The following is a 20,792-nucleotide window of genomic DNA, read 5'->3' on the forward strand; positions in this document are numbered from 1 at the left end:
GTACTTAGTCCTCTTCTTCAATCCTATTATCATCAAAAGCAGAAGGCAGTAATTTTGGAATAATTTTTACAAAAAGCGGTAATAAAATTGCACCACCTGGTAGCATAAAAATGGCCAAACTAGGTATAGATTTAAAAATATCTAATAGTTGTTGCTGTATCTTTTTTTGCTCGTCGTCATTTAGTGTTCTGTAGGTTGAGGCCGTCAGTAATTTCATTGCTTCTTTACTCTCAGACAGTTCTTTTAAAAGGCGCTTTTTGTTACGATTAACAAGCTTAGACACCAGTTTGCTACTGTTGTCATAAAAACTTTGTGCTAAGTTTTTAGAACTTAAAAACGCAACTTCTTCTTTATGCTCGTCATAAAATAAGTTTATAGATGCAATAGAATTATCAATAACATGCTGTTCTAGGTGAAGATCGTCTTTTAGTTGGTTAAGAAAATTCTTCTCAGCTGTATCAATTATTTTGTCACTCCAAGAAGCCATGCAAACCAAGTCTACAAGATACCGTTTTTCTAAAGGATGATTAATAAGTTTAATAACATCGTGGTAAGTGTTAATATCTGTGCCTTTTTGACGCATGGAGCTTTCAAAAAGCTTCATTAAATTTTCGTCGTAATTAGACTTATTAGATTTAGTATCCATTACAGAGATAACTACAGACTCTAAAGCAGATTCTAAATTGTCTACGTAACTTTTAATGTCTTTTTTACCATTTAAAAACTGTATATAGCCAAGTACATCTATAAAGAGCAAGGCGTTAACTAAAAAGTAATTAAAGCTTTTAGAAATAAAATTATCATCTATATGAATGCGTTTATGCATCATTTTTTCTAGTAATCTATCACTAGACGATTCTCCAAAAAGTTCTTCAAAAAAAGAACGTTCGTTTTCACCAACAATTTTGTAATAAGCAACAAGCTTCTCAACAAATGTCTCATTAGAGCACCCTTCACGTAAGTGAATATGATAAAAACATAAAAGCAAATTTATTTTACTTCGCTCTTCTTCTGTAAAATCAAAAGATTGATCTATAAATTGTAATGTAGAAATATTACTACCATAAATAAAACCAGTTTGTCTCAGCTTATTATAAAAATCTAAGGTGTCAATATCAGCCAGATTATGATTTGATAGGTCTTTAAGTAGTTTTTTTATCCAGCCTTTTGCTGATGGATTCATGGTAACACTATTAAAATATAAAGATACTTTTTATATCTAAAAAACAACCACATTTCAAACTTTTTGAAAAAAATATAAAACTGCCTCTGTGATTTTTTCGTAGGTAATATAGAGACACAATAATTAACAAATCTCAAATTATGAAAAAAACAAAATTTTTAATGGCAGCAGCAATTGTAGCAATTGCAACATTTGTTGTTATCGCAGCAGATCACATAGATGCACCTGCTGTACAAGGTGGTACGAGTGATATCACAGATTTTTATGCCTTTCAGGGCGAGAACACATCAAATATTGCATTTGTAGCAAATGTACAAGGACTTTTAGGTTCGGGTAGTGATACACAAAATGCGGCTTTTGATGAAAATGTATTAATCGAATTTAATATCGATAATACAGGAGATAACGTAGAGGATTTAGTAATCCAAGCCATAGCAAGAGATGGTAAAATGTATGTGTTTGGGCCAATAGCGCCTTCCCAAACGGGTTTAAACAGTACAATAGCCACTAATGCGACCAATCAACTCTCAGTAGATATTACACCCTATGGGCAATCTGCAATTATAGAAAGCTCTGGTGGAATGATGGCATTTGCGGGTCCAAGAGATGATCCGTTTTTTATGGATTTTGCACAGTATTCTCAAATTATAGCAGGTAACGCTACAAGTTTTAATAATCCTGGGGCAGACACCTTTGCTGGCACCAACGTGCTTTCAGTTGTGGTTGAGGTTCCTAAATCCATGATAGGTGGTACAGGGACAATAAATACTTGGGTAGAATCTAAAAGAAGACAATAACAAACTTAAAATTTATAATGATGAAAATTAATAATATTAAACTATATGCTATTGCAATGCTAATGTCGTTAGTGGCATTTAATTGTAATAATGATGACGATGGTGCTTCTCAGCCAATGGGTCCAGATTTTTCTGGTACTTACGCTCAGCAAGACCAAATGGGAAGACCAGCTGTAAATACAGTATTTGTATCCTCAGGTATGAAAGACGCTTTTAATACTACGGTACCGTCTAACCAAGGAGCAGCTTTCCAAGCCATGTTTCAAAACAATCTAGAAGCGTTGAGTCCAGCGTATGCAAATCCAGGCGATACCAATGCTTTAGGTTTAGACTCAGCAACATTTACAGGTTTATTGGCAACAGATGTACTTAATGTTTCTTTAGACGGAACAACTACATTTTTTGACGGTACAAATGTTTTAACAGGTAGAGCCCTAGCCGATGATGTTATCACGGTAGAATTACTCCTTATTTTTGGTGGAGAAGACTTCTCCGAAAATCCAGGCTTATCTAATGATAATGTCGATGCTAATGACAAGCCATTTTTAACATCTTTTCCTTATTTAGCTTCACCTTGGTAAAACACTAAGCTTAATTCCTGAGGTAGATAGACTAATTGTCTGCTTCAGGAATATTTTTAACAACAAAATTCACAAAACAACCATGATACTAAAAAAGACCTTTCCCCTCATTGTCTTACTGCTAATGTTCGGCTGTAAAAATACAGTGACCAATAGTAAAGATTATTCACAATATCTATCAGAAAAAGCAGATAAATCTGCACTTATTGCCAATGCGCAACAGTGGACAGATAAGCTTAACAAAAACCCTAATCAATACCCTTACTTAGTAAAACGAGCGGCTGCATATACCTCTATTTTTGACGCTACAGGCGATATAGAATTTCTTATAAAAGCCGAAAATGATTTAAAACAAGCTGTTGAGGTCACTAAAGGAAAAACCACATCATACCTAAAGAGTTTAGCTTCAAATTACATTTCTCAGCATCGATTTAACGAAGCGTTGCAGTTGCTAAAGCAGGCAGAACAAAACGGTGATAATCTAATAGGTACAAAAAAAATGCTCTTCGATGTATACCTAGAGTTAGGGAACTATCTTATGGCAGAATCTTATTTAAAAAGTTTTAAAAACACGTCCGATTTTGATTATTTAATACGCTTAGCAAAATGGGAGGATCATAAAGGAAATTTAGAAGGTGCTATTGCTCAGATGGAAAAAGCTAAAACGATTGCCGAAGCTTCAAATTTAAAGGGACTTAAGCAATGGTCTTACACAAATCTGGCAGACTTTTATGGTCATGCAGGTAAAATAGAAGAGTCCTACAACCTTTACTTAAAAGCTCTAAAATTAGACCCAACAGATGCATATGCAAAAAAAGGTATAGCTTGGATTGCTTTTTCTTATGAAAAAAAACCTAATACTGCACTAAAGATTATAGACTCAATAACGACGTATTATACTGCACCAGACTATGAGTTGTTTAAGGCTGAAATTGCCGACTTTACCGAGAATCTGGAGATGAAGAATAAAGCCATAGCTGATTATAATTACATGGTGCGTAATAAAAATTATGGCGATATGTATAACGCTTATAACGTTTTGGTTTATACAGAAGATATGTTATTACCAGAAAGAGCTATAGAAATTGCTAAAACCGAAGTAGAAAAAAGACCTACACCACAATCTTACGATCTGTTAGCATGGAGTTATTTTAAAAAAGGCGATGTAGAAAAAGCTAACGCGATCATTGAAAAGTATGTAGAGGGTAACACCTTTGAACCCAATGTTCTATACCACATAGCCGAAATATATAAAGCGGCAGGAAAAACAGATCAAGTTTTGGATTTAAAAAGTGAGTTGGTTGCTAGTTTGTATGAACTTGGACCTACAATGAAGTCAAAAATTAACGAACTATAATAATGATGAAGATAAGATTATTATTTATCGTTTTAACATGCTTTGCGTTTAGTATACATAGCCAAAATCTTAAGGGTGTTGTTTTAAATGAACTCAACCAGCCCCTAGAAGCAGCTTATGTGTACAATCTAAATTCAGAATCTCACGCGCATACTTCAGAAAATGGTGTGTTTTACATTAATAAAACCAATGTAGGCGACTCGTTGAAAATAGGAATATTGGGTTATAAAACTAAAGTATTACAAATTACGAGTAGAGAAGATTTGGTTATTCTTTTAGAAGAGAAAGTATTTCAGTTAGATGAGATGGTTATTAGACAAGAACTAAATCCTGTTAGCACAATAACCAGATTAGATCTTAATGTATCTCCGGTAAATTCTTCCCAAGAAGTTTTAAGAAAAGTGCCTGGATTATTTATTGGTCAGCATGCAGGAGGTGGTAAAGCAGAGCAGATTTTTCTGCGAGGCTTTGATGTAGATCATGGTACAGACGTAAGTATTGGTGTAGACGGAATGCCTGTTAACATGGTGTCTCATGCACACGGACAGGGTTATAGCGATCTACATTTTGTAATACCAGAAACCGTAAATAAGATAGATTTTGGTAAAGGAGCTTATTATGCCTCTGAAGGAGATTTTAATACCGCAGGTTATGTAAATTTTAAAACCAAAGACTATATAGATAAAAGCAGTGTATCATTTTCGCTTGGGCAGTTTAATACCTTAAGGACTGTGGGTCTGTTCAATTTATTGGAGAATGCTAAAAGCCAAAACGCTTACATGGTCGTAGAGTACATAGGTACAGATGGCCCTTTTGATTCTCCACAAAACTTTAACCGACTGAACCTATTTGGAAAATATGTAACCTATTCACCTGAAAATGATAAATTAACACTTACAGCATCGCATTTTACAAGCCGTTGGGATGCCTCTGGTCAAATACCGCAACGCGAGGTTGATAATGGCAACATTACACGGTTTGGTGCTATAGATGATACAGAAGGTGGCGAAACATCTAGAACCAATTTGAGTGTTTTATACAATAAGTACATAACAGATAATGCAACATTGAGCGCTAATGCCTATTATACACAATATGCTTTTGAGTTGTTTTCTAACTTCACTTTTTTCTTAGAAGACCCTGTAAATGGCGATCAGATAAAACAAAAGGAAAATAGGCAGATTTTTGGAGCGAATGCAGAGATAAATTATTCGACTTATTTAGGTAGTACAGAAATGAATCTCACATCGGGTTTCGGTTTACGGCACGACATTGTAGATGACGTAGAACTATCTAAAACCCTAAACAGAACAACCACTTTAGAGAATATCCAATTAGGTAATATTAATCAAACTAATATTGATGCCTTTATAAAAGCAGATTTTGAGTTGGGTAAATTTAAAATAGCTCCTGCCTTGCGTTTAGATTATTTTAAGTTTATGTACAACGATGTGTTGCAAACTAATTATGAAACACAGTCGGAAACAAAAACAATTGTTAGTCCAAAACTAAATTTTTATTACAATGCCAAAGATAATTTACAACTTTACTTAAAATCAGGATTAGGATTTCATTCTAACGATGCCAGAGTAGTTGTTGCTAATAATGGTAAAGATATTCTACCTCGTTCTTATGGTGCTGATCTCGGAACAATCTGGAAACCGTTTCCAAAATTGGTAATTAACTCGGCACTATGGTATTTATTTTTAGAACAAGAGTTTGTGTATGTTGGTGATGCAGGCATTGTAGAACCAAGTGGCAAAACCAACCGCTATGGAGTTGATTTAGGCTTAAGATATCAGGCCAATGATTGGTTGTTTTTAGATGCTGATGCTACGTATACACACGCAAGAAGTATTGACGAACCAAATGGTGAAGATTTTATACCACTAGCTCCAGATTTTACATTTACAGGAGGATTATCAATAGATAATTTAGATGGATTTTCCGGTGGATTAAGATTTAGATATTTAGATAATAGACCAGCAAATGAAGACAATTCTATAGTGGCAGAGGGTTATTTTGTTTCTGACTTTAATATTAATTATAGTATTAAAAATATTACGCTAGGTATTATGGTAGAAAATCTTTTTGATGTAGAATGGAATGAGACTCAATTTGCAACAGAATCTCGCCTACAAAACGAGGTTAACTCGGTTGAAGAAATTCATTTTACACCAGGAACGCCTTTTTTTATTAAAGGCATCGTAACCTACAATTTTTAAAGGTCAACACTTAATTTGTGGGGAAGCAAATTAAGTTTGGTTGATTGGTTGCTAACAAGAAAGATTAACTGCTGATTACAGTTAATCGGTATCATTGAAATTTGATACTTTTTTGAGTTTTTTTGTTAGTTAAACACCTGCACGAAAGTGTGGGTGTTTTTTATAATTCAGGTTTATCTTTTTTTAATTGATAAGGCGGCAAATTGTTTTCCAAAAATAGCTGTAAATCCAGCAGCCAAACCACCTATAACTCCTGTAACTATCATCAACATATATGGATTTCCGCCCAGATATAAGAGTGTTGCCACGCGTTTTGCTAGTGTATAATCATTACCACTACTTAATATAAAACTGTAGAGTCCCCAAAATACGAGGATAGCTAAAAAAGGCACAAAAAACACTGCCGCTCTTTTTAACGGAAAAAATAATGAAGTTACTAAAGCAGCCGTCATTACAGACCACCAGGGCAATACAAATGACAATAAAAATGCTACTAAGATTGTAGCAAAAAAGTTGATTAAAATATTTTTCATTAGTTGTTAGGTGTTAAAGTTTGTGTGCTAATTATAGCATCAGTAGCTTGGTTAGATTGTAAAAAGTTAAGTTGATGATATTTTCCGGCAGCCCAATCGTCTATAAAATTATCGTAGTATTTGCTTCCTGGATTTCCAGATTGTCCACCAGGATAAATACCTAAGGCTTTGGGTGGCGAACTCATTTCAACAATCATACGCCATGAAGGTCCATGATTTTCTGAAGTGGCATTAACAATATTACGATCTCCACCAATAGGAATATCAAATCTTGAAAATGCAGGTAAGGCTTGTAGTAAGTGACCTGCATAGGTGGCTTTATAGGTAGACCATTTGTAATCTCCTTTTTCTTCTTTAATTTCAATTAACTTTGACACAGCCCCTCTAAAAGCGATTAAAAATAAATCTTTTGCTGTTTCTACTTTGTCTTTAGTTGCTTTAATATCCATAAACTCATGATTACCATAATTTTTTAATAGGTATATAGTTTGATAGGAAAACGGTGTATCTAGTGCAGTGTCTTCAATATCAAGTTCGTCCCAGACCAAACTGTGCAATTTACTGTACCACTGCCTAAAAATACTGGGACCAACTTCATCAATATCGTTATTAAATTTCCATGTTTTAATTGCATTGTAGATAGACATTTCTTCTTCATCTAGGGGAGAAATGTCCATATGTTTTAACATGTATGGCACAATTTCAGAAGCTTTGAGATTGTAATTATTGTTATGTAATTTTTTAAAATCTTCAACACTAAATTTTTCTTTAGAATTAAAATAGTCATTAATAACTCTGTTTCTATACGTCTCGTAGCCATCATTAAAGACATAATAAGGGTAGTTTTCATCTACAGGATGCTGATTGGCAGAACTCACAAAACCACGTTCTGGATTTTTGGTATGTGCATTAAATTGTTGCGGTATATAGCTTTGCCAGTCATTTTCTGGATTACTACCATCCATTAAAAATTTTCCTTGACCTTCCCATTTATTCGGAAATTTTCCTTGTATCCATAAGGCAATATCACCTTCGGTTGAAGCAAAAACAAAGTTTTGAGCAGGTGCATTCCAGTATTGTAAAGCCTGCACATAATCATCATAATTCTTTGCTTTATTGAGCTCTAAGAATGTTTTTTGGTTATTTCCTCCTTCGTGTCCTATCCACTTCATGGCATAGCCAGCCAATTCCATATTAGACTTAAAGTTTTTGTCATATACCACAGGACCATGGTGGGTGTAGAGTACTGTGTCTTTGTAGTTTTCTTTTCCTCTTATTTTAATGTCTTCAACACGTATGGAAACATCTTTCCATTGGCCATCATACTTATATTTCGTACGGTCTTCATTAAATTCAACCTTATACCAATCAATAACATCTCTGGTTGCATTGGTTTCTCCCCAAGCAATGTATTGGTTAAAGCCAGAAATAACACTCAGCGCACCTGGAATAGTAGCTCCAAACGCATTATGATTTGGTGTGCTTAGTTGCATAACAAACCATATAGAAGGTAGGTTAAGACCTAAATGCGGATCATTTGCCAGTATAGGATTTCCGGTTGCTGATTTTGTGCCTGATACAGCCCAGTTATTACTACCATTATCTGGATTTGGTTTTGAGATTGTTTCTGTGATGGTGTCTAATACAGCCTTACTATTTGGCAAAGGTGTTTGCGGTACATCTATAAAGCTCCAATCGGTTTCTTTTGGTATTACAGGATCTGTAATGTCGAAGAAATCAGGAAACAATAAATCAAAATTATCTTTACCGAGTAATCGTAATGCATTGGTGTATTCTAAATCATCATCATTACCAGCTAGCATTTTGGTCATGTACATTAATAATAATGCTGTTTTTTTTGGTGTCCAAGCTTCGGGCTTATAGTCTAGTAATTTGTATTCAACAGGATAATCTTCAGGTTTTAATTGACTGATATAGGCATTAACTCCATCTGCATAATCTTTAATATATCCTAAGGTTTCTTTATCATATTTTTCCATATAAGCTATAGCTTGGTCTGCTCCATAGCCCATGCCTCTGCGACGTTCTGTACGGTCATAATCTAGTGCTTTTTCGCCAATGATTTCAGATAAACGTCCAGAGGCAGCAAAGGTCTGAAACTCGAGTTGCCATAAACGATGTTTGGCGGTTAAGTACCCTTGCGCTTTGTAGAGATCACTTTCATTTTGAGCAAAAACATGTGGAATGAGTTGTTCATCATAGTGAACGGTAACTTTGTCTTTTAATCCAGGAATTCTAACATTTCCAGAAATAGATTCGGTTGATTCATTTTGCCAAATACCAGAATATGGATTCAAAAATTTACCAATTGGTGGAATGGAGCCTAGTTTGGTGTTTAGGGTAAAAAAAAGTCCTATCGTTAATACGAAAGAGACAATGAGCTTAGCATATTTCATTAGGTAGCACTATTTGAGGCCTAAAAATACCAAATATTATTCTAAGCTTATATAATCCACAAGAAGTTTAAAACTCTCCTTTTTCTTATTTCCGATTAAAAAGGCTATTTCTTCCATTTTATTTCCTTCAAAATTAGGAATGTCTAATCGATAACCTCTAAAAGAGGCATACATGTCTTTAAATAGAATTTTTATAGTTTGCCAATCACCCGATGTTGCGAATTTATAAATGTATGAGTGACGATTATTACGGCTATTTTTTACTCTAAACTGATAGGTTTTGCCGTCACCTTTTAGACGTATACTAAATGTTGAAAAGTTTGATGAGTCTAGTGTTTCAAAATAATGGCGGACAGACGAAAAACCACCATTGTTCTCTAAGGAGATTTGTCCGTAAAATTCTCCGTGGCCGTCTTCATTAATTTTTAGGTGACCATCAGAACGTCCACCCATAACAACATCATCTAAAATTGCCCAACTATCTAGTTTGCTTTCAGAATTAAATTGATATAAAGTCATAGATTATTGTAATGAGATAAATAATAACAAGGCATAGAGTCTTAACATCTTTTTTAAATAAAGTTACAAAATACTAGACCGACCTTTTCTGGTTTTCTAAAAATCTTAACGCTTTTACTTAGCGTAACACTAATTTTTTTACAATCTCTTTACCAATTGACTCGTTTAGCATTTTTACGATTTTTTCATTGCCATAACTCAGTTCTTCACGCAATACGCTAGAGCTTAGTTGCACATAAAGCGTCTCGTGTTTTAGTTCTATTGCTGTTGTATAATTGTTAACGCCATTTCCCATGAGATTAGCCCAAGCTTCTCGAACATTTACTTTGTCTAAACCAGCTTCTAGATTATTGGTTTGTACAAATTCTTTTAAAATTTCTTCTATTGGACGGTTATCGTTGTTTCGTTTTGCCATTTTCTATCACCACTATTAATCAATATCCAATTGTATTGGTATATAACGCTTGTATAAATATACGTCCTTATTTTCATTACTTACTTTTAAATGCTTTTCTGAAGCTTCTAAAACGGTTTCCTTCCACTCCGCATAAGCCGTTTTATAGTACATGACGAGTTTGTTGTTTTCAATTTTTAAGGTAATCGCTTCAGCATCGTCAGAGGTAAAATAGGTGTCGTTAATACCAGGTTTTAATTTTTTTCTGAATCCTTGCAGACTATCATTAATATTAATATAATCTATAGTTTCGTTGAATTGATATTGTTTTACAGTGCCATTGGCTAAAGTGACTTCCTCAATCTCCCAATAACCATTGAGGTGTGTTATGAGTGTTTCAGGGTTTTTAGAACAGCTAAATATCAGAATCAGTAGGATAAAGCTAAACTTTCTCATAGTTTAAAAATTTTATAAGATTGATGAATTTGCTTAACCACATTTTCTGTTCGCTCGGCATGGGTGTCGCTAATAAAAATCTGACCAAAATGGTCATTATCTACTAAACTAATGATTTGTGCTACTCTATTTTCATCTAACTTATCAAAAATGTCATCGAGTAGTAAAATAGGCGAGACACCACTTTGTTGCTTTATAAAATCGAATTGCGCCAGTTTTAAAGCAATTAAAAAGGATTTTTGCTGTCCTTGACTGCCAAATTTCTTTATGGGAAAATCATCAATTGTAAACACTAAATCATCCTTGTGCGTTCCTACGCTTGTGTATTGTAAAGCCTTGTCTTTGTTAATGTTGGTTTTTAAAAGTTCTATTAATTCACCATCAAACAAATCGCTTTTGTATTTTAAATTTATAGCTTCTTTACTTTGGCTAATGGCTTCGTATCGTTCTTTAAAAATTGGGATAAATACACTTAAAAATTCATCACGTTTTTTAAAAATCTCTGCACTATAGGTGTTTAGTTGTTCGTTATATATAGCAAGTGTGTCTGCATTAAAGGTGTTGTTGAGAGCAAAATATTTTAAAAGCGCATTACGTTGCGAAAGTACTTTGTTGTAGGCTATAAGTGCAGATAAATATGCTTTATCACTTTGTGAAATCACACTATCTATAAACTTACGTCTAGTGTCACTGCCTTCAATGATTAGGTCTCTGTCAGCTGGAGATATAATCACCAGTGGAATAAAACCGATGTGGTCACTAAATTTTTCATAAGCTTTACCGTTGCGTTTTATGATTTTTTTTTGACCTCTTTTTAACGAAACAATAATTTTTTCACTGCGCTCATTTTTGGTGAAATTACCATCAACCACAAAAAATTCGGTGCCATGTTTTATGTTTTGTACAGCAACAGGATTAAAATAGCTTTTACCAAAAGCCAAATGATAAATAGCGTCTAAAGCGTTTGTTTTACCAATGCCATTAGCACCAACAAAGCAATTTATTTTACTGTCAAAATCGAAAACCTGACTTTCAAAATTTTTGTAATTAACTAAAGATAATGCGTTTAGAACCATAAAAAATAGATGTTCTTTGCTTGAATTTAGTGGTGTTTTAATGTAATTAATAGTCTTGCAAATTATTGAAAAATAACGAATAATTAGGCTTTTAAATCCCAATAAAAATTATATTTTTGCGCACGCAATAATAGACAAGATATGGCAACGTATAAGAAAAGAGGCTATAAACCAAAAACTAAAAAAGAAAAGGAAGTAGTAGTTGAAGAAAACTCAACTACAGCAGAAGTATTTAATACTTTAGATGAAGGAGCTTCAAAAACAGAAGAATGGTTTGTTAAAAATCAAAACTACATTGTTGGTGTCATCGCTGCAGTGGCAATTGTAGTGCTCGGTTATTTAGGGTACAATAAATTTATTGTAGAGCCTCAAGAAAAAGAGGCAATGAACGAAATGTATCAAGCCAAAAAATATTTTGAAGATGCTGCTAATGGTATTTCATCAGATTCACTTTACCTTATGGCTATCGAAGGAGGAGAAGGAAAGTTTGGTATGAAGGATATTGCCAAAGAATACAGTGGTACACCAGCAGGAAACCTTGCAAATTACTATGCTGGTATATCGTATTTAAACCTGAAAGATTATGAAAAAGCAATAAGCTACCTACAAGAATTTACAAGCGATGCTTCCATTCCTGGTCCAATAGTTAAAGGCGCTATTGGTGATGCATTTGTACAATTAGAGCAGTACAAAGAAGGATTAGATTATTACGAAAAAGCATTTAAAGCTGATGTAAACAACTATACAACCCCAATGTTTTTAATGAAAGCAGCTCGTATCGCTATTAGATTAAACGAAAACCAAAAAGCTTTAGATTACTTAAAGCGTATAAAGAATGAATTTGACAGTTCTACAGAAGCTGCACAAGTTGATGTTTTAATAGGTATGGTTGAAGTTAAAATGCAATAAATGGCTACCGCAAATCATAATTTATCAAATTACGATAAAGCAATAATCCCAAACGCGAAAGACTTTCGGTTTGGGATTGTTGTTTCAGAATGGAATGAAAAAATAACAGAAGGACTTTGGCAAGGTGCTTTTGATGCATTACTAGATTGTGGTGCACAAAAAGAAAACATTGTTCGCTGGAATGTGCCAGGAACATTTGAACTTACCTATGGAGCTGCCAGAATGTCTAAAAGCATTTATGCCGAATCTGGCATGTTAGATGCTATTATAGTTATAGGTTGCGTTATACAAGGCGAAACCAAACACTTCGATTTTGTTTGCGAAGGCGTTACACAAGGTATTAAGGATCTCAATCTAAAAGGAGATATACCTGTTGTTTTCTGTGTGCTAACAGATAACAATATGCAACAATCTATTGACCGGTCTGGTGGAAAGCATGGTAACAAAGGCACCGAAGCTGCCATCACCGCAATTAAAATGGCACAGCTTAGAAAAGAGACGAAGTAGTATTAAGTAGGCAGTAAGTAATACCTAGGAAATAGTACCTATTCTTAATTTATCACGTATTACTTTACACTTAGTACTAGTTCACTCAATAATGGCATCCTTTTTGTTGATAATTTTAAGGAATCCTTAGGCATTTTTTCCTTGTATTTTAAGTACTTTTGAGACAATCAAGGTTTTAATTTATAAGGCAACTTGTTTAATCAAAGAAAAAATAAACGGTTTAATTATAAACCACGTTTTCAGGATTCTGAAGCCGATAGCCATCGGAAAGAGTCGAAAGACGACTTGGAGCGTAAGTGGCATGAAATAAAAGGTAATACTAAGCGAAAATCTAATAAATTATTTTCCTTACCTGCTTTAATCATAATGCTCATAGCGCTTTTTGTTTTAATGTATGTCTTAGAAGGATATATTAAATAAGGATATCATGGGATTAATGAAATTGAAAAAAAACCGGAAGTACAATTACAAACCACGTTATTACAATGGTGAGGGTAATCCTTATGAATTAAAGCACAAGTTTGATGACTACCGTAAAACCGTAAATCCACCAAAAGGTATAAAGGGAAAATGGAATGCTGCAATAGATGAATATCAGAACAATAGAGATGAAACTGTAAACAAACGCGTCTTTATCATTGCAGGCATCTTAGTTCTTTTGTTTTTATTATTAATAGGTTTCGATTTGTCTATTTTCTTCCCGCAAAGCTAATGACAGATATCATTCAACTTTTACCAGACCATGTTGCCAACCAAATTGCAGCTGGTGAAGTAGTGCAACGACCTGCTTCTGTAGTTAAAGAGCTCTTAGAGAATGCTATTGATGCTGGAGCAGACGACGTAAAACTCATTATAAAAGATGCTGGTAAAACACTTGTACAAGTAATAGATAACGGCAAAGGTATGAGTGTTACTGACGCACGCTTAAGTTTTGAGCGTCATGCCACATCAAAAATTAAATCTGCTGAAGATTTATTTCAATTGAATACCAAAGGATTTAGAGGCGAAGCTCTAGCTAGTATTGCGGCTATTGCGCATGTAGAGTTAAAAACCAAACGTCCAGAGGATGAGTTGGGTACTGCTATTGAAATCGAAGGCAGTGCAGTGAAATCTCAAGAGGTCACCGTAACACCAACAGGAACATCAGTTGCTGTTAAAAATTTATTTTTTAACATCCCAGCTAGGCGTAATTTTTTAAAGTCTGATACTGTAGAATTACGACACATTACAGATGAGTTTCATCGTGTGGCATTAGCACATCCCAATATTGCTTTTGCATTTTATCACAACGGGAGTGAACTTTTTAATCTTCCTAATGAAAACTACAGACAACGTGTTGTTCATATTTTTGGTAATAAAACCAATGAAAAATTAGTGCCTGTTGAAGAAGAAACTGAAGTTTTAAAAATTTCAGGATTTGTAGGCAAGCCCGAATATTCAAAAAAAACACGCTCAGAGCAATTCTTTTTTGTAAATCAGAGATTTATCAAAAGTCCGTATCTAAATCATGCTATAAGCGCAGCATTTGAAGGTTTGCTTAAGGATGGTTATCATCCAAGTTATTTTTTACACCTTACGGTAGATCCAAAAACAATAGACATTAACATTCATCCAACAAAAACAGAAATTAAGTTTGATGATGAGCATACACTTTACGCCATTTTAAGATCAGCCGTAAAGCATAGTTTAGGACAGTTTAATATAGCTCCAGTTCTAGATTTTGAACAGCAAAATAGTTTTGATACACCTTACAGTTACAAAGATAAAGCTGGTAAAGCACCAACAATAGAGGTAGACCGAAGTTTTAATCCCTTTGCAGTTGAAGGCAGTACTTCTGGTAACGCTTCTTCTAAATCTATTTCGACGCGAACAAGTTTTAAATCATCTCCAACAGCTAATTGGGAAAGCTTATATGTCGGTTTGGAATCCAAGGGTAATAGAAGACAAGAAGATGATGTTGAAGTAAGTTTTGAAAGAGACGATAAGACTGAAACAATTTTTAGCGATGCTTCTGTAGAAACGAGTAAAACTACATTTCAGCTTCAGCAAAAATATATAGTAAGTACATTAAAGTCTGGTATGTTGATTATAGACCAGAATAGGGCACACCAACGTATTTTGTATGAAGGGTTTCTTAAACACATTACTATTAAAGAAGCTACGAGTCAACAATTGTTGTTTCCTTTACAGTTAAGTTTTACACCTAATGAAATTAATATTATAGTAGGTTTAAAAGAAGATTTTGAACACACAGGTTTTGTGTTTTCAGACGTTAAAGAAGAAACAATAACCATTACAGGTGTTCCTGTTGGAGTGCCAGAGAGTGAAGTGTCTATAATATTAGAGCAACTTATTAGTGACGTTGAGAATGATGTGCCAGATGCGAGTTTTAGTGCTGCAGATTTATTAGCTAAATCTATGGCTAAGAGTTTAGCTATTAAAAGCGGACAAACACTAAACAATACAGAACAAGAACATTTGGTAAATAGTTTGTTTGCATGTAAGGATCCTAGTGTGTCACCAACCAACAGACCAACGTTTATAACAATGTCTACAGAAGACATTGAAAAGAAATTTATGTAGTATATGAGATTTACAATTACAGACACGGTAAAGCATTTATTGATCATCAATGTGATAATGTTTATCGGAACATTAACTATAGGTAATGGGCAAACATTTTATGAATGGTTTGCATTGTATTTTCCTAAGAATGATAATCTATTTCGGCCATGGCAGATTGTAACCCATATGTTTATGCATGGTAGTCCTGCTCATATTTTGTTTAATATGATTGGTGTTTGGATGTTTGGTACTGCTGTAGAACGTGTTTTTGGTGCTAAAAAATTCTTAATTTTTTATTTGCTGAGTGGTTTAGGCGCTGCCCTCATAATGCTGGCGTATTATTATTTTCAGTATTCTCCTCTAGAGGCAGAAATATTAGCTTCAGGTATCAGTAACGATGAAGTTAAACAGATGATGACAACAGGTGAGGTTGTAAGATCAATATCATCCGAACAGAGAAACCAATTGCAAGAGATGTTCTATTTTTTTAATTCTAGCATGGTTGGCGCTTCAGGAGCGTTGTTTGGCGTGCTGGTTGCATTTGGTATGCTATATCCAAATTCTGAAGTTATGTTACTACTTTTTCCTATACCAATTAAAGCAAAATATTTTATTCCAGGATTAATAGCTATAAACTTGTTTTCAGAATTTTCGGGTCATTCTATATTAAGTCCGAGCAACACAGCTTATATGGCACATATTGGTGGTGCTTTAACAGGATTTTTATTAATGATTTTCTGGAAGAAAAATGAACGCGATAAATACCGTTGGAACTAGAGATGACGACTATTGAAAATTTAAAATACCGCTATAACAATCTCGATGTTTTTGGTAAGATTATTACTATTAACGTGATTGTTTTTATTTTAGATCTAATACTAACAAATCTTTTTAGACTCAGTGTTGTAAAATACTTTGTACTGCCATCTGGTTTTGGTGATTTTATTTTACAGCCATGGTCTTTAATTTCATATGGGTTTTTGCACAGTGGCTTTTTCCACTTGCTCTTTAATATGTTGTTTTTATTCTACTTATCTAGAGTAGCATCAAATTTGTTTAGAACTAAAATGGTTTTAAATATCTATCTTCTCGGAATCATAGCAGGCGGTTTGGCTTATCTCGCTGTAGCTAATATCATTCCAACTAATTTCTTTGGTGCTAAAAATGGTATTATGGTTGGTGCATCTGCAGGTGTTAGTGCTTTGCTAATGTTCATAGCTATCTATATGCCAAATTCGCAGATTAGGTTGTTTAATGCTTTTAATGTAAAATGGATGCATATAGCACTCTTTTTTGTTGCGATGGACGTTTTTAGATTACTGTTAGGTATTAACCAAGGTGGTTATGTAGCTCACATAGGTGGCTATATTTTAGGGTATTATTATGCTACGCAATTGGTGAAAGGAAAAGATATAGGTCAAGGCTTTGAGCGCATGATGGATGCTGTTGCAGGCTGGTTTAAACCAAAATCTCATCTAAAAACAGTACACAGAACGTCTAAGAAATCGTCAAAACCAAAGTCATCGGACAAAAGCAATAAACAAAAAAAGATAGATGCCATTTTAGATAAAATAAGCAAGAGTGGTTACGATAGCTTATCATCAGAAGAAAAAGCATTTTTGTTTGATGCTAGTAAAGAAGATTGATAAATATGAAAAAGTTAAGCTTCTTTAATAAGATCATATTTTTCGTCAATTCATTGGCTGCCTTCTTTTTATTGGTTTCCTATGTATTGCCGTATGTTCCTCCAAAAAGTTTTGCGATTTTATCAGTACTGAGTTTGGGTGTCCCATTTTTAATTTCTCTAAATGTGGTATTCCTTATATTTTGGTTACTTCAGGTGAAAAAACAAATGGTGTTATCGCTTGTAGTTTTGCTTTTGGGTTGGAGTTATTTGGGAACATTTTATAAGTTTTCATCTTCAAAAAAGATTGAAGAACAAGGTAATATTTCTGTAATGTCTTTTAATGTTAGGCTATTTAATAAGTATAACTGGAAACCTAATATTACAACAAAGGAAGATATTATAGACTTCTTTTACAAGGAGTCACCAGATATAATTTGTATTCAAGAGTATACGAGAGGAAAACCTATACGGTTAGACGGTTATACGGATTTTAATGGTAGGTTTGTGAAAAACACAAAGGGTGGACACACCATTTTTTCTAAACTTCCTATTATTAATTCAGGTTCATTAGAGTTTGAAGACACCAATAACAATGCTGTGTTTGTTGATGTGGTTAAAGGAAAAGACACTATTAGAGTCTATAACCTTCACCTGCAATCAGCAAAAATTAATACGCAAATAGATTACATTAATAGTCAATACTCAAGAGATGTTTTTGTAAAACGTGTTAAGTGGGCATTTCAAAAGCAACAATCACAAGTCGAAAAATTTTTAAAACATAAATCTCAATGCCACTACAGAACTATTGTTGCAGGAGATTTTAATAATACTGCATTTTCTTACAGTTATAAGAAAATTATCGGTAGTGATCTGGTGGACACTTTTGAAAAGGCTGGCAATGGTTTTGGTAAATCGTTCGATATTAAATTCTTTCCGTTAAGAATCGATTTTATTTTAGCAGATAAGCGTTTCAAAGTCAATGGCTTTAAAACATATAGTAATATCAATCTGTCTGACCATTACCCTATAAAAGCAACTCTTAACTTAAATAAGTAAACAATCTACGCTATCCGAAACGATATGTGCCAACAGGGCAATGGCAAAAACGCGAGTTGTTTTTGGCCAGAGTAACAAGAAGTATATAGCAATGGCATAATAACTGTGAAGCGGATGAAAGTTGATGCTGCATCGGCTAGAATCAAAAATTGGAGTGGCCAATAAATGATCTAAGTCTATTACAAATGCAGCAATCATAATAACGTACATTTTTAACCATTCCTTTTTGTAGAATACTAATGCAATTGTTAGAGGCAGTCCAAAATGCAAACCATAATGAATGGCAAATTTTAGCATAAGTTTATGCTTTGGCGAGTAAGATATAACTCTGCGTTAGGCCCTTCGTTAAACAGTAAATCTAAAATGCTTAGATTAGGAATAAAGCCATGTTTGTCTGTAAATACTTGTGTATAAAGCTCTAAGTTACTGGCTTTGTAATTACGTTTTACCAAACACCTAAAGTCTAATTTGTTTATGGCATCTTTTTCAAAGACTGTGCTTTCAGAAACGTTTAACTCTAATTGAAGACTGTCTTGAAGAATTTCAAAACACCTGAGATTTAAATCCAAGATAAAGTCAAATTTAGTTTCAAAAAGCGGCATTAAGTCATCAATATAAAATTCAAAAAAAGGAGACATGCTGTAGGCCGATTGTAATGATTTTAAGTGCTGTAATTGCCAATTATCTTCATTGGCAATTTTTACATTTTTGTATAATTGTCTGTTTTTTTGAGAATAACTAACAGGAACAGTTAATGCTATTTTGCCATTTGCACCATAAATCTCAGTACGATTTCTATACGATTGCTTTTGGTAATTATCCCACACCTCCAAACAAACCGATTTAGAAGTTATCATAGCTGCAAAGTGTACTATGTTAGGAAAGTATGTAGGATGTATAAGACAATCCATTTATTTTGGGTTTAAGATGCAGACACTTTCTTTTTCTTACGCCACTTATTAAACCCATAAATACCTAAAACAATAACTAAAAACGGAATAAAATAAGAGGTGCGCTCACCAGAACCGCTAACGGTTGTAAAGATTCTATCCCAACGGAATTTCCAGTTTTTAATGCCACCACTCATCAATCCGTCTATACTCATCCATATAAACACAGGTTTTCCAAAAATATGATTGTATGGCACAAATCCCCAATATCTACTATCTATAGAATTATTTCTGTTGTCACCCATCATCCAATAATAATCTTGTTTAAAAGTATAGGATGTTGCAAGTTTATCGTTAATGTAAATCTCGTCTCCTCGTGTTACTACTTTATTACCTTCATACTCTCCAATAGCGCGCTTATATAAAGCTATGTTTGTCTTATTTAATTGAATAGTGGAGCCAGCCTCAGGGATCCACAATGGCCCAAAATGATCTGTATTCCAATCATTATGATAGGTGTCTCTAGGAAAAACATCACCAGAAATACCTTTTTCCTGAATAACACGTTCTACACTAGCTACATTGGGTTGTACTCTAAGTTTATTAGCTGCTTCATCTGAAACTGCTGCTAAATAAAATGAACCATCAGGATTTATCCTAAAACCATCATCTATATCTGCTTTATCTAGCATATTATAAAACATACGCTCTTCGCCTACTGTACTTATTGGTTTCTTTAACGTCAACCTGTATGAAAACTGTAGGTGCGATCGTGGTGGTAGTACATTTTGTTTGCCGTTAATAAAAACGTAACCGTTTTTTATTTCTAAAGTGTCACCTGGCGTACCAACACAGCGTTTAACTAAGTTGGTCTTTTTGTCTATAGGTTTGTAATAATTACGATTTGGATTAAAATCGTTCATATCTAACAGTGTATCTGCTGGTTGATTAAAAACGACAATATCATTACGTTCTACGTTTTCAAAACCAGGCAACCTAAAGTAAGGTAGCTGTAGTTTATTTTGCCATGAGGTTTCTCGCTCTTCAAAATTATCGTCAAATAGGTATGATTTTATACCGAGTTTTGGTATAGTATCGTGTACCATAGGAGCTGCAACAGTAGTCATAGGGCCTCTCGCACCATAATGTATTTTACTAACGATTAAGAAATCACCAACTAATAACGATTTTTCTAACGATGAAGACGGAATAACAAACGGTTGAAAAAAGTAGGTATGCACAATTGTAGCCGCAACAATGGCGAATAGGATAGAAGTAATCCACTCGCCAGTAGATGTTTTTGGTTTTAGTTGTCTATTCTCAACATAGGTAACGTCTTCAATATAATTTAAGTAATAAAGATAAAACCCAAGTGTTACAATGCAGATTAAAGCATCTAATTTGCTGTCTTTACCGAACGCTCGCGCTGTTTCTACCCATACAGCCGGAATCATAATAAGATTAACAATAGGCAAAAACATTAGTATTACCCACCACCATGGACGCGAAATGATTTTCATTAAAATCACAGCATTGTAAACAGGGACAAATGCTTCCCAAGCTTGTCTGCCTGCTTTAACATAAAGTTTCCATGTGCCTAAGCCATGAATAATTTGTAATATCAATAAAAAAATAAACCACTCTGTCCAAGTCATGATGTTATGTTTAGTCTAGTAGGTTGAAAAATATTTTAATTTGTT

Annotated in this window: 21 protein-coding genes; 11 read left to right on the top strand and 10 right to left on the bottom strand. The window is 34.0% G+C overall.

The features are described 5' to 3' along the window. Window positions 1-4: 4 nt before the first annotated feature. Window positions 5-1,183 (bottom strand): LETM1-related biofilm-associated protein, encoded by a 1,179-nt coding sequence (locus BWZ20_RS13340; protein ID WP_076620662.1) that lies wholly within the window; start codon window positions 1,181-1,183, stop codon window positions 5-7. 140 nt (window positions 1,184-1,323) lie between these two features. Here BWZ20_RS13340 and BWZ20_RS15540 point away from each other — a divergent pair, with 140 nt between their 5' ends. The 4 genes from BWZ20_RS15540 (at window position 1,324) to BWZ20_RS13360 (ending at window position 6,143) form a co-directional block, all read left to right on the top strand. Then, window positions 1,324-1,980: a DUF4331 family protein gene (locus tag BWZ20_RS15540; RefSeq protein WP_076620665.1), complete on the top strand. Its 657-nt coding sequence runs from the start codon at window positions 1,324-1,326 to the stop codon at window positions 1,978-1,980. Window positions 1,981-2,042: 62 nt separating this feature from the next. After that, window positions 2,043-2,561, top strand: a complete 519-nt coding sequence (locus BWZ20_RS15545; RefSeq protein WP_410529711.1) for a DUF4331 family protein — start codon at window positions 2,043-2,045, stop codon at window positions 2,559-2,561. A gap of 82 nt (window positions 2,562-2,643) precedes the next feature. Then, a complete protein-coding gene (locus tag BWZ20_RS13355) occupies window positions 2,644-3,918 on the top strand; it encodes a hypothetical protein (RefSeq protein ID WP_076620669.1) in 1,275 nt (424 codons plus the stop codon). 5 nt (window positions 3,919-3,923) lie between these two features. Continuing rightward, window positions 3,924-6,143, top strand: coding sequence for a TonB-dependent receptor (locus BWZ20_RS13360; protein WP_076621365.1), 2,220 nt, complete (start codon window positions 3,924-3,926; stop codon window positions 6,141-6,143). A gap of 173 nt (window positions 6,144-6,316) precedes the next feature. Here the strand turns inward: BWZ20_RS13360 and BWZ20_RS13365 are convergent, their stop codons facing one another. The 6 genes from BWZ20_RS13365 to recF form a co-directional block, all read right to left on the bottom strand. Continuing rightward, entirely contained in the window at window positions 6,317-6,676 is a 360-nt protein-coding gene (locus BWZ20_RS13365) for a hypothetical protein (RefSeq protein ID WP_076620671.1), read from the bottom strand. Then, the gene (locus BWZ20_RS13370) at window positions 6,676-9,093 is read right to left on the bottom strand and encodes a penicillin acylase family protein (RefSeq protein WP_076620672.1); all 2,418 of its coding nucleotides are present in this window, start codon (window positions 9,091-9,093) and stop codon (window positions 6,676-6,678) included. The genes BWZ20_RS13365 and BWZ20_RS13370 overlap by 1 nt, the downstream gene beginning before the upstream one ends. A gap of 36 nt (window positions 9,094-9,129) precedes the next feature. Beyond that, complete coding sequence (locus BWZ20_RS13375) at window positions 9,130-9,612, bottom strand: CIA30 family protein (protein ID WP_076620674.1); 483 nt, start codon at window positions 9,610-9,612, stop codon at window positions 9,130-9,132. A gap of 118 nt (window positions 9,613-9,730) precedes the next feature. Continuing rightward, complete coding sequence (locus tag BWZ20_RS13380; RefSeq protein WP_076620676.1) at window positions 9,731-10,027, bottom strand: DUF721 domain-containing protein; 297 nt, start codon at window positions 10,025-10,027, stop codon at window positions 9,731-9,733. Window positions 10,028-10,042: 15 nt separating this feature from the next. After that, window positions 10,043-10,462: a lipocalin family protein gene (locus tag BWZ20_RS13385; protein ID WP_076620678.1), complete on the bottom strand. Its 420-nt coding sequence runs from the start codon at window positions 10,460-10,462 to the stop codon at window positions 10,043-10,045. Then, window positions 10,459-11,538 carry a DNA replication/repair protein RecF gene (gene recF / locus BWZ20_RS13390; RefSeq protein ID WP_076621366.1) on the bottom strand — a complete coding sequence of 360 codons (1,080 nt, stop codon included), beginning with the start codon at window positions 11,536-11,538 and terminating at the stop codon, window positions 10,459-10,461. Before recF ends, BWZ20_RS13385 begins: the two co-directional genes overlap by 4 nt. A gap of 141 nt (window positions 11,539-11,679) precedes the next feature. On the opposite strand from recF, the gene BWZ20_RS13395 reads away from it, so the two are divergent. The 7 genes from BWZ20_RS13395 (at window position 11,680) to BWZ20_RS13430 (ending at window position 18,202) form a co-directional block, all read left to right on the top strand. Continuing rightward, window positions 11,680-12,447 carry a tetratricopeptide repeat protein gene (locus tag BWZ20_RS13395; protein WP_076620680.1) on the top strand — a complete coding sequence of 256 codons (768 nt, stop codon included), beginning with the start codon at window positions 11,680-11,682 and terminating at the stop codon, window positions 12,445-12,447. Then, on the top strand, window positions 12,448-12,954 hold the full coding sequence (gene ribH, locus BWZ20_RS13400) for a 6,7-dimethyl-8-ribityllumazine synthase (protein ID WP_076620682.1): 507 nt from the start codon (window positions 12,448-12,450) through the stop codon (window positions 12,952-12,954). A gap of 436 nt (window positions 12,955-13,390) precedes the next feature. Further along, window positions 13,391-13,666: a riboflavin synthase subunit beta gene (locus BWZ20_RS13410; RefSeq protein ID WP_317041683.1), complete on the top strand. Its 276-nt coding sequence runs from the start codon at window positions 13,391-13,393 to the stop codon at window positions 13,664-13,666. Continuing rightward, on the top strand, window positions 13,666-15,537 hold the full coding sequence (gene mutL, locus BWZ20_RS13415; RefSeq protein ID WP_076620688.1) for a DNA mismatch repair endonuclease MutL: 1,872 nt from the start codon (window positions 13,666-13,668) through the stop codon (window positions 15,535-15,537). The genes BWZ20_RS13410 and mutL overlap by 1 nt, the downstream gene beginning before the upstream one ends. 3 nt (window positions 15,538-15,540) lie before the next feature. Beyond that, on the top strand, window positions 15,541-16,296 hold the full coding sequence (locus tag BWZ20_RS13420; RefSeq protein WP_076620690.1) for a rhomboid family intramembrane serine protease: 756 nt from the start codon (window positions 15,541-15,543) through the stop codon (window positions 16,294-16,296). A gap of 2 nt (window positions 16,297-16,298) precedes the next feature. After that, complete coding sequence (locus BWZ20_RS13425) at window positions 16,299-17,165, top strand: rhomboid family intramembrane serine protease (RefSeq protein WP_076620692.1); 867 nt, start codon at window positions 16,299-16,301, stop codon at window positions 17,163-17,165. A 5-nt stretch (window positions 17,166-17,170) separates the two neighbouring features. Continuing rightward, a complete protein-coding gene (locus BWZ20_RS13430; protein WP_076620694.1) occupies window positions 17,171-18,202 on the top strand; it encodes an endonuclease/exonuclease/phosphatase family protein in 1,032 nt (343 codons plus the stop codon). On the opposite strand, the gene BWZ20_RS13435 is transcribed toward BWZ20_RS13430, so the two are convergent. The 3 genes from BWZ20_RS13435 to lepB are packed head-to-tail and all read right to left on the bottom strand — an operon-like array spanning window position 18,191 to window position 20,747. Next, on the bottom strand, window positions 18,191-18,499 hold the full coding sequence (locus tag BWZ20_RS13435; protein ID WP_076620695.1) for a DUF6122 family protein: 309 nt from the start codon (window positions 18,497-18,499) through the stop codon (window positions 18,191-18,193). The genes BWZ20_RS13430 and BWZ20_RS13435 overlap by 12 nt on opposite strands. Continuing rightward, a complete protein-coding gene (locus BWZ20_RS13440; RefSeq protein WP_076620697.1) occupies window positions 18,493-19,113 on the bottom strand; it encodes a WbqC family protein in 621 nt (206 codons plus the stop codon). Before BWZ20_RS13440 ends, BWZ20_RS13435 begins: the two co-directional genes overlap by 7 nt. A gap of 11 nt (window positions 19,114-19,124) precedes the next feature. Beyond that, entirely contained in the window at window positions 19,125-20,747 is a 1,623-nt protein-coding gene (gene lepB, locus BWZ20_RS13445; protein ID WP_076620699.1) for a signal peptidase I, read from the bottom strand. Window positions 20,748-20,792 lie beyond the last annotated feature (45 nt).

The organism is Winogradskyella sp. J14-2 (assembly GCF_001971725.1).
Classification (GTDB): domain Bacteria; phylum Bacteroidota; class Bacteroidia; order Flavobacteriales; family Flavobacteriaceae; genus Winogradskyella.

Coding starts and splice junctions, on each gene's coding strand:
- BWZ20_RS13340 (WP_076620662.1), bottom strand. CDS start 1,183: ATGAATCCATCAGCAAAAGGCTGGATAAAAAAACTACTTAAAGACCTA.
- BWZ20_RS15540 (WP_076620665.1), top strand. CDS start 1,324: ATGAAAAAAACAAAATTTTTAATGGCAGCAGCAATTGTAGCAATTGCA.
- BWZ20_RS15545 (WP_410529711.1), top strand. CDS start 2,043: ATGTCGTTAGTGGCATTTAATTGTAATAATGATGACGATGGTGCTTCT.
- BWZ20_RS13355 (WP_076620669.1), top strand. CDS start 2,644: ATGATACTAAAAAAGACCTTTCCCCTCATTGTCTTACTGCTAATGTTC.
- BWZ20_RS13360 (WP_076621365.1), top strand. CDS start 3,924: ATGAAGATAAGATTATTATTTATCGTTTTAACATGCTTTGCGTTTAGT.
- BWZ20_RS13365 (WP_076620671.1), bottom strand. CDS start 6,676: ATGAAAAATATTTTAATCAACTTTTTTGCTACAATCTTAGTAGCATTT.
- BWZ20_RS13370 (WP_076620672.1), bottom strand. CDS start 9,093: ATGAAATATGCTAAGCTCATTGTCTCTTTCGTATTAACGATAGGACTT.
- BWZ20_RS13375 (WP_076620674.1), bottom strand. CDS start 9,612: ATGACTTTATATCAATTTAATTCTGAAAGCAAACTAGATAGTTGGGCA.
- BWZ20_RS13380 (WP_076620676.1), bottom strand. CDS start 10,027: ATGGCAAAACGAAACAACGATAACCGTCCAATAGAAGAAATTTTAAAA.
- BWZ20_RS13385 (WP_076620678.1), bottom strand. CDS start 10,462: ATGAGAAAGTTTAGCTTTATCCTACTGATTCTGATATTTAGCTGTTCT.
- recF (WP_076621366.1), bottom strand. CDS start 11,538: ATGGTTCTAAACGCATTATCTTTAGTTAATTACAAAAATTTTGAAAGT.
- BWZ20_RS13395 (WP_076620680.1), top strand. CDS start 11,680: ATGGCAACGTATAAGAAAAGAGGCTATAAACCAAAAACTAAAAAAGAA.
- ribH (WP_076620682.1), top strand. CDS start 12,448: ATGGCTACCGCAAATCATAATTTATCAAATTACGATAAAGCAATAATC.
- BWZ20_RS13410 (WP_317041683.1), top strand. CDS start 13,391: ATGAAATTGAAAAAAAACCGGAAGTACAATTACAAACCACGTTATTAC.
- mutL (WP_076620688.1), top strand. CDS start 13,666: ATGACAGATATCATTCAACTTTTACCAGACCATGTTGCCAACCAAATT.
- BWZ20_RS13420 (WP_076620690.1), top strand. CDS start 15,541: ATGAGATTTACAATTACAGACACGGTAAAGCATTTATTGATCATCAAT.
- BWZ20_RS13425 (WP_076620692.1), top strand. CDS start 16,299: ATGACGACTATTGAAAATTTAAAATACCGCTATAACAATCTCGATGTT.
- BWZ20_RS13430 (WP_076620694.1), top strand. CDS start 17,171: ATGAAAAAGTTAAGCTTCTTTAATAAGATCATATTTTTCGTCAATTCA.
- BWZ20_RS13435 (WP_076620695.1), bottom strand. CDS start 18,499: ATGCTAAAATTTGCCATTCATTATGGTTTGCATTTTGGACTGCCTCTA.
- BWZ20_RS13440 (WP_076620697.1), bottom strand. CDS start 19,113: ATGGATTGTCTTATACATCCTACATACTTTCCTAACATAGTACACTTT.
- lepB (WP_076620699.1), bottom strand. CDS start 20,747: ATGACTTGGACAGAGTGGTTTATTTTTTTATTGATATTACAAATTATT.